Origin of the sequence: Paenibacillus sp. FSL H8-0537, assembly GCF_038051995.1 — a bacterium.
GTDB lineage: Bacteria > Bacillota > Bacilli > Paenibacillales > Paenibacillaceae > Pristimantibacillus.
In genome coordinates this window covers 6,687,255-6,701,836 of record NZ_CP150290.1, presented here as the reverse complement: position 1 = coordinate 6,701,836, position 14,582 = coordinate 6,687,255, and the positions used below count along the sequence as shown (strand labels likewise).

Genomic DNA, 14,582 nt, shown 5'->3' with positions numbered 1-14,582 from the left:
CCTATCCAAAAGCGCTACGCCTGCGTGGTCGCATAGCGTCCGCGCAAGCGCAGCGCCATGGCTTCAATCTGCTGAGGCGACGGCATCTGGAGCCGAGCCGCTGCTTCGGCAAGGCCATCCGCCGTCTGCCCGCTGCGGATGATCTGCTTGACGGCGTCCGCGAATCGTTCCGCACCGCCGCCCTGCGCCAAGCCGACCAGCTCCTCGAGGCTGGCCGTGCTGCTGCTCTCTACGAGCGGATGCGCGCCGGGCTCGGCGTCGCCTGCTGCCCGCTCATAGAAGGAGCGGACCAGCGCCGCCCGCTCTTGGCCTGCGCCTTCTGCGACGACGAACGCCTGCACGATATAGGCGTGTGCCTGGCGGCGCTGCGCAATGCCGCAAAACTTGAAGCCGTCGATGCTGAGGTCGAAATCGCCGGGACAATACGCCCCGGCGATTTCGCCTTTGTCGACCGGCACGCCAGCCCCGGCGAGCGCGGAGCGAATGAGGCTGTACATCAGCTCAAAGTCCTGATGAAAATGAAAATCGAGCGTATTCGCCTTGGGCAAAATGAGCGAAATGTTGACGACGCCCGGATCAAGCGGCACCGCCGCACCGCCGGAGTTGCGCACCGCTGCCTTGTAGCCGAGCGATTCAAGCCAGCGGGAGGCGTCGCCCGCCAGCGGCAGCCGGCTGTCGCGCAGGCCGAGTATGAAGGCGCGCTCGTGGCGCCAAATATGGCATATCGCGGGTCCGCCCTGTCCGGTGCTGCGGCAAAGCAGCTCATCTAGGGCGAAAGGGTAAAGCGGATCTGTCTGCGAATAATCGTTCATCCGGTCAAGCAGCAGCAGATTTTGCAGTTCGGGAACCGGACTTGCTGGCTGTATCGTCATCGTGAGCTGCTCCTCTCTAAGCTTTCTGTTTCTCCATCATACTAAGCTTCCTGTTTCTCCATCATACTAAGCGTCGGGGATAGAAGTCCAGCCTGTCTCTGTAGAGGAGCGGAAGCGAAAAGGCAAGCTGTTGAATATATTATTTTAGCTCGCTGCACGGTATGGAAGGAGTGATAGAGTGGACATGGACTTGCTGCGAACGGTATTCCCTGCAAAGCAGAAGGATGGTCATACGCTAATTGGCGAATACACCTTCGGTGAACCGAATGTTTTCTCCTGGGGGGAGGGAACGAAGCTGACAGTCGGCAAATTTTGCTGTATTGCCGGAGGCGTTTCAGTCATGCTAGGAGGCAACCATCGTACGGATTGGGTATCGACTTATCCTTTTACTTCCTTTTTATCGAAGCATTTGCACATTACCGGCCAGCCGCAAACGAATGGTGATGTCGTCATCGGCAACGACGTTTGGATTTGTACACATGCGACAATTATGTCTGGCATTACGATTGGCGATGGAGCGGTCATTGGCATGAATGCGACGGTAACGAGGGATGTTCCGCCTTATGCAATCGTTGGAGGCAACCCGGCAAACCTTATCCGGTATCGCTTCAGCGACCAGGTTATTGCCAAGCTGCTGCGCATCAAATGGTGGGATTGGCCGCCGATGCGCATTCAGAAGGTGGTGCCGCTCATCGCGTCGCATGATATGAAAGCCTTTCTGGATTACTGCGAATCGCATGGCTATTGAGGAAATGGATGTGCGGGAGAAAAATGCAAAAAAGACGCGGCAGCCAGCGCGAGCAGCTGCCCCGTCTTTTTTTGTAGATCGTACATATGCGCAGCTTGCACTTGCTTTCCCTTGCGCTTGTGAGTCGCCGCCAGCTATCCGGTCGGCGGTACGTCCTGTATGACAGGCAGCCGAATTTCCACCTGCGTGCCAATGCCTTTCTTGCTTTGGAAGGACATCGTGCCGCGATGATTGGCAATAATTTGATAACACACCATCAGGCCAAGCCCGTTGCCTTCCTGCTTCGTTGTGAAAAAAGGCTCGCCGAGCCGTGACAGATTGTCCTCGGTAATGCCGAAGCCATGGTCGGTAATACGGATAATAATGCCGGTAGTTGGCGTGTAGGACAGGTCAATGTCGAGCTCGCCGCCTTCCGGCATCGCTTCAATCCCATTTTTAATAATATTGACGAATACTTGCTTTAGCTGATTAACCTCGCATTTCAATTCGGGTATTTCATTATCAAAACGGGTTGTAAACTGGACATTGCTAATATTCGCCTCGGAATCGAGCAGCATAATGATGCCGCGCATAATTTCATGAATGTTGGCACGCTGGAAGCGGCTCGCCTGCGGCTTCGCAAACACAAGAAATTCGCTGACGATAAAATTAATCCGGTCCAGCTCAGACAGCATAACATCGATGTAGGCGGGCGCCAGCTGGCCATTTTTCTTCAGCAGCTGGACAAACCCGCGCAGCGTCGTTAGCGGATTGCGCACCTCATGGGCGACGCCAGCCGCCAGCTGCCCGACGACGGACAGCTTCTCCGAGCGTCGCAGCACCTCTTCCGTTTGCTTGCGCGCTGTAATGTTCCGCGAAATCGTCGCAATCGCAATAATCTGCTCCTGCTCATCGCGGATCGAAGAGACGGTAATGCTCACATCGAGCAGCCTGCCGCTTTTGTCATAGCGCATCGTATCGTAATCAGCGACGGAGCCGCCTTGCTGGATGAACTCGAGCATAAAGGTGCCCTCCATCGCAAGCTCAGGCGGCATGTTGTCCAGCGGTTGGCCAAGCAGCTCCTCCTCCGTCCAGCCATACATTTTCTCAAACGCTTTATTCATCTGAATGACAGAGCCGTGCAGGTTGGAGACATGAATCGCATCAGAGGTATGATTGACGAACGATTCCAAATACTGCTTCGTCTGCCGCAGCTCTTCCGCCGATTCGGTCAGCCGGTTCATATACGTATGAAGATTTTGCCCCATGGCATTTACGCGATCAGCCAATACACCGAATTCATCATTGCTTTTTAAGGAAATGCGGGCGCCGAAGTTGCCATTGGAAATTTCATTGACCTTGCAGACGATTTGATTAAGCGAGCGCACCATAAAGCCGGAAATGAAGTAGCTGCACAGCACCGTCGCCAAAATCAGGCCAAGAGATATTGCGCCTTGCGTCAAAACCTGGCGCATCAGCGTTTGCTGCAGAGCGGAGTTGTTGAAGGTAATGCTAATAACGTACGGCTTGGGTCCATGAACGGGAATAAAGCTCTTGATGACCTGCTTGCTGTTCAGCTTGCTTTCAATGGTAACGATTTCGTTTTTCTCAATTGCTTTCAGTGTATTTAGGTGGTCATTAACCGAGTCCTTATAATAATATTGGCCAAAAATAATGTTGCGAACATCGAGATTATAGACAACGGTTCCATTTTTAATGCTGACAGCAGGTGCCTTGCCGAAGTAGGCAGGGTCGAAGCCAGTCACTTCGAGAATATTATTTTTATCACGCATAATTTGAGCCACGATGGCATCCGCACCATATTTCTTTTTGCTGTCCAAAAAAGTTTGCGCATGAATATAAGGATTAATCATATAGTTGGTCGTACCGTCATAATAGTTGCCCCATTTAAACACTTTATCGGGGTCGGAGGTGCCAAAGTTGATCGGTCCCGCCCAAAAATTCTCCAGCTTCTGTCCTTCGGGAATCGTAACCTTATGCTGCTCGAATAGCTGGGTAAAGGCGGTATACCAGTAGTTCCAGGTTTTCGGGCTCATATAGAGCTCATCGGGGTTTGTCGAGCGGACTGATAAAATATCGTCTTTCGTCTTGATCCACAGCGTAATGTGATCAACGCCCAGCTCCTTGCTCAGCTGGAGGAGCTCGCTGTTGCGGACCTTTTTAATATCGGGATCGAGCTTGCTTTGTATGGCAATCGCAACGGCGCGCAGACGCTCCCCCAGCGCGTCCTCTGTCAACTGGCTGTTCTGCTCGGCAGAGGCGATGGAGACGGCTATCTGATTGCCAATAAAGCGCATTTGCTGCTCTGCGTTCCGTTGCAGCTCATCCTTGGAAGACATATAGTAGATCGTAATATTGAGTAGCAAAATCACGGTAACGGTAACCGATATGAGGCAAACGAGCTTCGCTCTGATCGACAAATCCTATTCCTCCTGGCCATGGTCGCGGATGCTTCTGTATTATTTGACATCTTAAAGGCAAATTCCTTGTTAATGAGAGGAGATAGAGACTATTTTACTGCTTAATATTAATTTGGAAAATAGTTATATATGCTCTATATTGGTGTCGATGAGTGACAAACGGGAGCATCAGGCATAAAAAAACCGGCTCCGCTATAGAAGGACGATCCCTTCAAGCGGAGCCGGAGGCTCTGGCCTATGCGATTATTGCTCTTTCTTGCGCGACAGCATCGCGAAGGCTCCTACAATAATAAGAGCAATGGCAAGCAGCGGCTGCACGGTGGCAAGTTGTCCGGAGGCGGCGCTCAGCGAGAAGACGCCGAAGAAAAGCAGCGACAGGACGGCTAAAATGTTAATCGGGATAAGCAGCCACTTATTGCGGCTGCCGAACCAATAAAATTCAAACAAGCCGACAGCTACCGCCAGAATGAAGCCTGGCCACAGAATATGCCACGCCGAGAATAACGTGGAGAGCTGGCAGACGAGCCCAACGGTGAACAAAATGCCCCCCGGGATGAGCAGGCCGACCCCTTTGCCGCCTGTCACGCCAAAATACAGCCAGTGAAAAAACAGTCCTAGCGGAATGATGAACATGCTGGCCCAAAAATTCGCGAACACAGCGCCTGCTCCAAATGACTGGCCTTGGTTGAAGTAAAGAAATACACCAATCAGCATAAGGGCGGGGCCGATAATCGAGCGCTTTAACATTTTTCTTATCTCTCCTCTTTTGTTTATTTATCCGTTGTTTTTCTTAGCTACAATAGCATAGCACAGCCCCCCGCAGTATGTCGTCATGCTAGAGGTAAAGCAGCGGACTAGACTAAAGTCTAGGAAGCAAGCGAAAAAGCAGCGTCATGGCCCAGCCCATGTTCGCATATTTATCATAATATGCTACGATGGGCATAGGCATACGGCTTCTAGCGGAGCTTCTGGCGAAGTCTTGGGACGAAGCCGGGTTAATTTGATGGAAAGAAGGAACGGAAATGATCATTATTAAGACCGAGGCGGAAATCAACCGCATGCATGAGGCGGGTAAAATATTGGCGGAATGCCACAGGCAAATTGCCAAGCTCATTCAGCCCGGCATCACAACGAATGAAATCGACCAGTTTGCGGAAAAATTTATGAAGCAAAACGGCGCAACGCCGGAGCAAAAAGGCTATAACGGCTATCAATATGCGACCTGTGCCTCCACGAACGATATTATTTGCCACGGCTTTCCGAAGAAGGAAAAGCTCAAAGAAGGCGATATCGTGACCATCGACATGGTCGTCAACCTGAACGGCTGGCTTGCCGATTCGGCATGGTCCTATGCGGTTGGGGAAGTAACCGATGAAGCAAAGCATTTGCTGGCGGTAACGGAAAAATCGCTGTATCTTGGCATAGAGCAAGCGCTAATCGGCAAGCGGATTGGCGATGTATCTCACGCGATTCAGTCGTATGCGGAGGCGGAAGGCTTCTCGGTCGTGCGCGATTTTATCGGCCATGGTATTGGGAAGGACATGCATGAGGATCCACAGGTGCCTCACTATGGCCCGCCGGATAAAGGGCCTAGAATTAAAGAGGGCATGGTGTTCACAATTGAGCCGATGCTGAACGCGGGCACTTATTTCAGCAAGCTGGATTCCGATGGATGGACCGCGCGGACGCGGGATGGAAGACTGTCTGCCCAGTATGAGCATACGATTGCGATCACGAAGGATGGCCCGCTTATTTTGACCCAACAATAAAATATTACACGTATATAACGCGAAGAGGGAGAAATCCCTCTTTTTTTAATATAAGCATTTTTAAGTTTCACCCTTATAAATCGCTTATATTTCAACGCGAAACGTTAGCTTTGCCGCCGGAGGATGGCGACAGCTGTTTACGCTAGGCATGACAAAATTGGATAATTCATCTAAAATAAATAGAATGATGGGAATGATCATCCAAAAGCTCCACCTACATAACGCGATCATTACATGAATTCAGTCATTTTGGGGAGGGTATTCATTTGTTGAGATCGTCAGTCGTATGGAGAAGTGCTTTATCTATTGCGGTTACTGTTGGTTTGGTGGCAATGCCCTTTACGGCAACAGCGGCATCGGAGAACAGCAGCACAGTGAAGCTGCGTATTATGGAAACGACCGATCTGCATGTGAACATGGTGAACTATGATTATTTTGCGGACAAGCCGACCGATGAGTATGGCTTTGCCAAGACAGCGACGCTCATCAAGCAGGCGCGCGAAGCGGCGACGAACAGCTTGCTTTTTGACAATGGCGATTTGATTCAGGGCAACCCGCTTGGCGACTACACGGCGGTTATTAACCCGCTGAAGCAGGGCGAGACGCATCCGGTGTACAAGGCGATGAACCTGCTTGATTACGACGCCGGGAATTTGGGCAACCACGAGTTCAACTATGGGCTGGATTTTCTGAATAAATCGCTGGCGGGGGCAGATTTCCCTTACGTTAATGCGAACATCTATGTGGATGACAAAGATAAAGACGAATCGAATGATAAAAATCTGTTCACGCCTTATTTGATTTTAGACAAGGAAGTGAAGGATGAGAGCGGCGCAACACATAAGCTTAAAGTAGGCGTCATAGGCTTCGTACCGCCGCAGGTTATGCAGTGGGATAAGGCGAATCTCGAAGGCAAGGTGATTGCCAAGGATATCATCAAAACGGCGGAGAAGTTCGTTCCCGAGATGAAGGCGAAGGGTGCCGATATCATTGTTGCGATTCCGCATTCAGGCTTTGAGGATATTCCGCAGGCTGAAAATATGGAAAACTCCGTGCTGTATCTCAGCAAGGTCAAGGATATTAATGCGATTTTGTTCGGCCACGCCCACAAGGTGTTCCCGGACAAGTCGTTCGAGGGCAAGCCGGGCGTAGATTTGGAAAAAGGGACGATTAACGGCGTGCCTTCGGTTGAGCCAGGCTTCTGGGGCAATAATCTCGGCATTATTGACCTTGATTTGAAGCTGACAGACGGCAAATGGGCGGTTGTGGACTCCAAGATTGAGGTTAAGCCTATCTTTGATGCAGTGAACAAGCAGCCGCTTGTAGAAGCGGATCAAGAGGTGCTGGAAGCCGTAGAAGAAGACCATGAGCATACGCTGGACTATATTCGCGGCCCGGTAGGCAAGACGACGGCGCCAATCAACAGCTGGTTTGCGCTCGTGCAGGATGATCCTTCGATCCAAATTGTAACGAACGCGCAAAAATGGTATGTAGAAAAGCAAATGCAAGGGACGGAATACGAGGGCATACCGGTATTGTCCGCAGGTGCGCCGTTCAAGGCAGGCGGACGCCAAGGACCGAACTATTACACGGATATTGCGGCTGGCGATATTGCGATTAAAAACGTAGCCGACCTGTACTTGTACTCCAACACCGTTAACGCTGTATTAGTAACAGGTGCCGAGCTGAAGGAATGGCTAGAATGGTCCGCTGGGCAATTCAACCAGATTGATGCATTGTCGACAGATAAGCAGGAGCTGGTCAATCTGGATTTCCCGACCTACAACTTTGACGTCATCGACGGCGTAACGTATCAAATCGATGTGACCCAGCCAGCTAAATATGATGCAAAGGGAACAACGGTAAGTGAAAAATCGAGCCGTATCGTCAATCTGCAATTTGGTGGCAAAGCGATTGATCCGAAGCAAAAATTTATCGTAGCGTCGAATAATTACCGCGCCTCGTCGAGCAAGTTCGCGAATCCGGATGGCAAACGGATCGTTTTGGCTTCACCAGATGAGAACCGTCAGGTTGTCATCGACTATATTCGCTCGAACAAGACGATTGACCCTGCCGCTGACGGCAACTGGTCGCTAGCGGCGATCAAAGCGGACGTCAACGTTTCGTTCAAAACGTCGCCCGCTGCCAAGACGCTCGCGGATTCGCTTGACGCTTTGTCGTATGTAGGCGAAACCGATGACGGCTATGCGGAGTTCAAAATTAATTTGTCCGCAGGTGCGACCACGCCAACAACTCCGACGAGACCAACAACGCCAACGAAGCCGACCACGCCAACGACACCGCCTACGCCTGTTCCGACGACGCCTGCCAAGCCGGCAACGGGTACAACGCAGGATACGGTGTATATTGTGAAAAGCGGCGACACGCTGTATCGCATTGCATTAAATCACGGCACCACATGGCAGAAGCTTGCGGCCTATAATAAGCTGGCGAATCCGAATCGCCTATCTATTGGCCAGAAGATTTTGATTCCGGCAGCGAAATAGGAAGAGCGGAGCCTTCCATGCTTGGAGGCTAGCCATTTGAGAAAAGACAACACCCTTTCGAAATTCGTCTTTGCGGCCCCCCGGGTTTCCACGGCTGTTTGGATGAATGCTCGAAGGGTGTTATTTAATTGTAGGAGGGAAGTCTGATCAAGGTGGAGTCTGGTCTGGGGGACACAGATGACGTTATTTTGTCTAAACCGCGGGGTTTGGAGGTGTTTGCGGACTCAGGCGTCGCTATTGGTTCTCAAATCCCTGTTTTGACGCCATGATCAAGGGAATAGCGGATTTCCTGTCCGCTCACCTGTTGAAATTGCTCGAAAAGCTAAAATAGCGGAATGCCAGTCCGCCAAGAAAAGAGAGAGATCATCCGCGCGCATCCAGCCCTTGTGCTTGTATTTGCTGGTGTCGAACGTCATAGAAAGGATGCTGCTACATGAGTGAAAAAATGTATGATTTACTTTTATATCTAATGCTGGCGGTGACTGTTGCCACGGCTATTTGTTTATTGGTTTTTATCCTATTGTTCCAAGCGCTGTCGTCTCTCCAGATGGTCAATATATAATTCGGACTTATCACTATAATGGGCTTTTTTATAGAACAGCACGAGCTGAAGTTGTGGATATGGAGAGCGGGAAGAGCAAGACGATCTACTTTAATGATTATGACCGCAGTCCGGCGATTCAGTGGGCTCACAGTGGCGTGGTGAAGATTGGAAGAGAAACGTTGGATATTTCGAAAAATGAGGTTTTTGATTTCCGCGATACCTCGCATGTAAATAAAACGATGCCTCCGCAAGGATGAATACAGAATTGAAGGCGAATAGGGAATGTGGGATGTGTCCTAATCTATGAAAAACAGATGACTCTGCGCAGGCAGGGTCATCTGTTTGCTTTGAAGCGAATATTATGGCGGCAAAATCAGGCTAGCTCGTCGTCGTGAAGGAAAAATGCTTATTCGTGTTGTTATCGTCCGTCCACTGGATGGCGTCGGCACCGTTGTCGGAGGAGCCTCCCGTAATATAAAGCACTTTGCGGCTTTTGACGTTCATGATTTTGAAATAGCCGCTTCCGGCACTGAGAATGCGGAATTGCTGATTGAGCCCGCCGTTGCTCGTATATTGAATGACAGTTGCGCCGTCTGCGACCGAGCTGCTGGTAATGTCCATGACTTTGCCGCTGTTGCGGTTTTTGATCGTATAGTAGCGACCGCCTACGTCGGTAAACTGCCAATGCTGGCTCGTCCAGCCGCCATCGGTGTATTGCTCGATCTGCACGCCGTCCGTCGTACCCCCGCTGGTGACGCCAAGGAGCTTGCTGCTGGCGCGGTTAGTGATTTTATACCAGGACGTCGTATTGACAGGTGGTGCCACAGTGCCGGTGATGGTGCCCGTTGCCGTGTCAATCGTAAGCTGGTCAGCCCAGTCTAGCGTCATGGTGGTGGATGAAGGGAAGGTTATCGGCAGCCACACATATTCCGAGGTGTTGACCGCTCCGCCCCAAGCCCCGGCCCAGCGGTCGCCCATGTACAGAAACGAAGTAGTAGTCGAGCCTTCGACCGGCAGTACATACGTAGATTGTGAATTATAGGTGTTGCCATTGCCCACATTCGACAGGCCGCTCCATGTGCCGGAAATGCTGCTGGCTGTCGCATATTTCGCTTGGTTTGGCGCCCAGCCAGTCGCCCCGGAGGTGACGAGGAAGTAGGTGCTGCCCCGCTTGAACATGGCAGGCGCTTCACGGTATTGACCGACCCACAGTGTAGAGACGAGCGAGTCGATGCCAAGGAAGTCGGAGGTCAGGCGATAAATATTTAAATCGGCGTTGACGCGGGTGGCAGAGATGAGATAAGCCGTGCCATTGTCGTTGTAGACGGTCATATCACGGGAATCGTAGCCTAGCGGACGAAAGCTGCCCTGATACGTATAGGGGCCTTCAATGTTGGTGGCATATGCAACAGCGACCTGCGCATCGCCGTAGTCTACGCCGTTCTCCTTGTGCATCCACATCACATATTTATTCGTAGCCGCGTTATAAATGACTTTGGGGCGCTCAATGTTGGCGGTTGCCAGCTCGGGCGATGAGGTTTTGCTGAGGACATGGGCTCGGAACTCCCAGTTTTTCAGATCCGCTGAGCGATAGACGGAAACGTAATTGACGCCATCGCGATTTTCGCCAAACCAGTAATAATAGCTGCCTGATTTGAGAATGCCGCCCCCGTGGGCTTGAATCGGGTTGCCAGCGGTGTCTTTGTACTGGACGCCATTGTCGAACGTGACAGGAGCAGCGGACGCAGGGACGGTCATCAGACTGAGGGCCAGAGTAACGGTGAGCACATACGCGAGCAAAAGCCGGGACTTGCTTTTCATCATAAAAAACCTCCTTGGAATTTGATGAGGGCATCGCAAGCATCGGCGTAAGCATGGACCGCTTGGCTGATCGGAGCCTGGCCTAGGCTTTGCTCGGGTCATGTGGATAGAGGAGTGGCAAAAAAGTAAGCGCTTGCAAATAAGATTGTACAACGATAGAGAGGGAAAAGCATCCTATTATTTTTACTTTTTTTGGTGGGGAAACGGTAGGTGGAGGGTGCCGCAGCATTTGACGTGAATCCGCTACCGCGGTACGCTAAAAGCAAAATAAAGCCGCCATGCGGTACGGCGATGAGCAAGGCGGACAGGGGAGCAGAAGGATGGGAAACAACCGCGTGAATTGGCGCAATGTCGGGATTTTCGCACATGTTGATGCTGGCAAAACGACGACGACCGAGCATATGCTTTATGTCAGCGGGCGCACTCGGACACTCGGCAGTGTCGATACAGGAACGACGATAACGGATTCCATGGAGGTAGAGCGGGCAAGGGGCATTTCAGTTCGGGCGTCAATGACCGCATTGGAGTGGCAGGGTACGCATGTGCAGCTGGTCGATACGCCAGGACATGTCGATTTTCTCTCAGAGGTGGAGCGCGCGTTGCGGGTGATGGATGGCGCTGTTCTGATCGTATCCGCAGTGGAAGGCGTGCAGGCGCAGACGGAGCTGATTTGGAATGCTCTGCGCAAGTTGCGAATCCCAACGCTGATTTATATTAATAAAATGGACCGCGTCGGCGCCGATTCCGAAGCGGTGCTTGCCGATATCCGCAGCTATTTGACGGCGGATCTGCTCGCGGTGCAGCGTCCGCTTGGCAGCGAGCAGTTCGCTGGCGCGGAGGATTTGTGGGCGGAGGGCGCGGATGAAGGTGCGCGCACGGCGCTGCTTGAGGCGATGGCGGAGCGGGACGAGCGCCTGCTGGAGCGGTATGTCAGCGGCGAGGAAGTGCCGCTGGCGCAGTGGCGGGCGGAAGCCGCCGCGAAGGCGCGCCGGGCAGAGGTGCATCCGGTGCTATACGGCGCATCGAGCAAAGGCATTGGCGTGCAAGCACTGCTGGACGCGATGATCGAGTATTTGCCTGCGCCGGGCGGCGAGGCACAGGCGCCGCCTTCGGGCATAGTGTTTAAGATTGAGCGCGACAAGGTGATGGGCAGGATGGCTTACATCCGGCTGTATCAAGGGAAAATCCGCAATCGTGATGTCGTGCGCAATTTCACGCAGCAAATGGATGAGAAGGTGACGCAAATCCGCAAAATGGACGGATTCCGCTCCGAGGATGCCGGAGAGCTGGCGGCTGGCGGCATCGCAGCCGTTTGCGGCATGTCCCATGTGCGGATTGGCGATATTATCGGCAGCCCGGATGCCGTTCCCGAGGAGGCAAGGCTCGCTGTGCCGCTGCTGACCGTTCAAGCCCATTGGGGCGATGCCCAGCATTATCCCGCAATGGTACAGGCGCTTACGGAGCTGTCCGATGAGGACCCGCTGCTGAATGTGCAGTGGCTGCAGGATGAGCGGGAGCTGCATGTGAAGGTAATGGGCCCGATACAGCTGGAAATACTGACGAGTGTTATTGAGCAGCGGTATGGACTTGCAGTGCGCTTCGGCCAGCCGTCGGTTATTTATAAGGAGACACTAGAGGAAGTGGGCGAAGGGTATATTTCCTATTTAATGCCCAAGCCCTGCTGGGCGGTATTACGGTTTCGCATGGAGCCGGGCGAGCGGGGGAGCGGGCTGCAATATGCTTCGGTGGTGCGCTCCGAGGATTTGCTGCCGCAATACCAAAGCGAGGTGGCGCGGCGCGTGCCGGAGGCGCTGGAGCAAGGGCTGAATGGCTGGGAGGTCGTTGACCTTAAAGTGACGCTCATTGAAGGGCAGCATCATGTGTGGCATACGCATCCGCTGGATTTTGCGGTAGCGACGCCAATGGGCATTATGAATGGGCTCGCGTCTGTGGGCACAAGGCTGCTGGAGCCGATGCTTCAGTTCCGCATCGTCGTACCCGAGGAGGCGGGGGGCCGAGTAATGAACGACCTGTCGCTGATGCGCGGCACATTCGGTGCGCCTGTGCTGCATGGCGACAGGATGATTATTGAAGGGCGCATTCCCGCAGCGACCTCGCTGGAATACGCGGTGGAGCTCAGCTCGCTGACGAAAGGTCGCGGCACGATCGCCACCTTTTTCGCTGGCTATGAGCCTTGCCCGCTTGATGTGAAAGCTGAGCGCCAGCGGCGCGGTGTCAATCCGCTGGAGCAGTCGAAATATATTTTGAGCGTGCGGAAAGCTCTGCAAAGCTAGATGCGCGATGCGCTATATACGCCTAGATTAGCTAGTTAGGCTGGAGCTGTTCAGCCTCATGCTCTTCGTTTCAGTGTTTTGTTTTCTTTACTAGGAACGCCTTGGTGGACACAGCAGGCGCTATTTCGATAGGATCACGGGTTTGGGGTCAGGCCGCGGACTCAGGAGCCTCTAATGCGCTGAAAATGGCCAATTTGCTGGGTTGAAGAGGGCAATAGCGGATTTCCTGTCCGCCTACGGCCCAAAAACGGATCAACAGCCAGAATAGCGGAACCACAGTCCTCCAACATTCCAACATAAGAGCGAGCAGTCCAAGTTGTGTACAAGTTGCGGGCAAGTGGCGAGCAAGTTAGGTGTGGTCGGTCACAGCAACATTCGCAGGCTATAGTTCCTGAACCATGCAGCGTCAGATGAGATCGGCCTAAAAATGCGCAAAGCGAGGCGCAGCATGCCGACTCAAGTTTGCATACGCACCCTAGCGCCACATAATGAGCAGCAAGGACAATACCGACAGCAGAACCGACGTTATGGTCATGGCGAGCAGCGGGCGAAGCGCCCGGGAGCGCAGCTCTCTCAGATTAACGTTCAGCCCTAGCCCAACCATCGCCATTGTCAACAGGATGGTTGTAATCGTGGACATGCTGCTTAAGGCGCGAGCGGGCAGTTCCAGCGGAGTTCCAGCAGTCATGCTCCCGAATAAACTAAGGGCGATGAAGCCGAGCAAAAACCATGGAAATTCAGGCCGGGTCTTCATTTCTTGAGGACTCGCTGCCATCTCGCGGTGGCGGCGATTCATGATTGCCATCAGTATAAAGCTGACGGGTACGAGCAAAAACACGCGGCTCAGCTTTGCTAGCAGCGCCAGAGCAACCGCATCCTGTCCGGCAGGCTCTGCGGCAAGCGCCACATGAGCGATTTCATGCAGGCTGATGCCTGCCCAAATGCCATATTGCTCCGCGGTTAGCGGCAGCAGCGGCAGGAGGGCAGTGTAAGCGAGCGCGGCGATCGTGCCGACCAGCGCAACGAGTCCGACGCTTGCGGCGGTATCCTCGCCGCGAGCTTTGAGAATCGGCGATACAGCCGCAATGGCTGCCGCGCCGCAGATGCCTGTACCGATGCCGAGCAAGAGCGACAGCGGCATATCGGCTTTGAGCTTGTGGGCGAGCAGCAGCGTGAAGAGGACGGAGAAGAGGATGGTGGCGGCGGCTTGAAGCAGCAAGCCGGCCCCCTGCTCCAGCAGCACCATCATATTCAGCTTGAGTCCAAACAATATGATTGCAAGCCGCAGCAGCTGCTTGGAGGAAAAATGAATGCCAGGGCGGAGAAAAGCTGGATATCCAGCGAACTGGCGAAAAAACAAAGCAGCGATCAAGGCAATCGCCATCGGGCCCATGCGGTTGAAGCCGGGAAGCATGGCGAGTGCATAGGCTGTGGAGGCAAAAGCACCGGTCAGCGCTACCCCGCCCAGCCAAGCCGCAGTATGCCCCTTTGCATGCCTGCATAACGATCCCTGAGGCTCCGTCTTTTTCGAGGAGGACTGCGTCATCATCATCGGGTTTATTTCTGCTTTCATAGCTGACACCTCATCCTCATCCTGTAAGCGAAAA

General features: G+C 53.0%; 10 protein-coding genes. 5 read left to right on the top strand and 5 right to left on the bottom strand.

Annotated elements, in window-relative coordinates; all coding sequences use genetic code 11:
• Positions 1 to 14: 14 nt before the first annotated feature.
• The gene (locus MHB80_RS28375; RefSeq protein WP_341280055.1) at positions 15 to 872 is read right to left on the bottom strand and encodes a lipoate--protein ligase family protein; all 858 of its coding nucleotides are present in this window, start codon (positions 870 to 872) and stop codon (positions 15 to 17) included.
• A 184-nt stretch (positions 873 to 1,056) separates the two neighbouring features.
• Here MHB80_RS28375 and MHB80_RS28370 point away from each other — a divergent pair, with 184 nt between their 5' ends.
• On the top strand, positions 1,057 to 1,620 hold the full coding sequence (locus MHB80_RS28370; protein WP_341283105.1) for a CatB-related O-acetyltransferase: 564 nt from the start codon (positions 1,057 to 1,059) through the stop codon (positions 1,618 to 1,620).
• A gap of 134 nt (positions 1,621 to 1,754) precedes the next feature.
• On the opposite strand, the gene MHB80_RS28365 is transcribed toward MHB80_RS28370, so the two are convergent.
• Together MHB80_RS28365 and MHB80_RS28360 are read right to left on the bottom strand one after the other, a co-directional pair.
• Complete coding sequence (locus tag MHB80_RS28365) at positions 1,755 to 4,040, bottom strand: ATP-binding protein (RefSeq protein WP_341280054.1); 2,286 nt, start codon at positions 4,038 to 4,040, stop codon at positions 1,755 to 1,757.
• A 243-nt stretch (positions 4,041 to 4,283) separates the two neighbouring features.
• On the bottom strand, positions 4,284 to 4,787 hold the full coding sequence (locus MHB80_RS28360; protein ID WP_341280053.1) for a hypothetical protein: 504 nt from the start codon (positions 4,785 to 4,787) through the stop codon (positions 4,284 to 4,286).
• 275 nt (positions 4,788 to 5,062) lie between these two features.
• Here MHB80_RS28360 and map point away from each other — a divergent pair, with 275 nt between their 5' ends.
• The 3 genes from map (at position 5,063) to MHB80_RS28345 (ending at position 9,117) form a co-directional block, all read left to right on the top strand.
• Entirely contained in the window at positions 5,063 to 5,809 is a 747-nt protein-coding gene (gene map, locus MHB80_RS28355) for a type I methionyl aminopeptidase (protein WP_341280052.1), read from the top strand.
• Between the two features lie 332 nt (positions 5,810 to 6,141).
• Positions 6,142 to 8,316 (top strand): bifunctional 2',3'-cyclic-nucleotide 2'-phosphodiesterase/3'-nucleotidase, encoded by a 2,175-nt coding sequence (locus tag MHB80_RS28350; protein ID WP_341283104.1) that lies wholly within the window; start codon positions 6,142 to 6,144, stop codon positions 8,314 to 8,316.
• A gap of 498 nt (positions 8,317 to 8,814) precedes the next feature.
• A complete protein-coding gene (locus MHB80_RS28345; RefSeq protein WP_341280051.1) occupies positions 8,815 to 9,117 on the top strand; it encodes a DUF5412 family protein in 303 nt (100 codons plus the stop codon).
• A gap of 121 nt (positions 9,118 to 9,238) precedes the next feature.
• Here MHB80_RS28345 and MHB80_RS28340 read toward each other — a convergent pair whose 3' ends face one another.
• Positions 9,239 to 10,684, bottom strand: a complete 1,446-nt coding sequence (locus MHB80_RS28340) for an RICIN domain-containing protein (protein WP_341280050.1) — start codon at positions 10,682 to 10,684, stop codon at positions 9,239 to 9,241.
• A gap of 317 nt (positions 10,685 to 11,001) precedes the next feature.
• Between MHB80_RS28340 and MHB80_RS28335 the strand changes: the two genes are divergently transcribed.
• Entirely contained in the window at positions 11,002 to 12,975 is a 1,974-nt protein-coding gene (locus MHB80_RS28335) for a translation factor GTPase family protein (RefSeq protein WP_341280049.1), read from the top strand.
• A 475-nt stretch (positions 12,976 to 13,450) separates the two neighbouring features.
• Here the strand turns inward: MHB80_RS28335 and MHB80_RS28330 are convergent, their stop codons facing one another.
• Positions 13,451 to 14,548 (bottom strand): putative sulfate exporter family transporter, encoded by a 1,098-nt coding sequence (locus MHB80_RS28330; protein WP_341280048.1) that lies wholly within the window; start codon positions 14,546 to 14,548, stop codon positions 13,451 to 13,453.
• Positions 14,549 to 14,582: the final 34 nt, after the last annotated feature.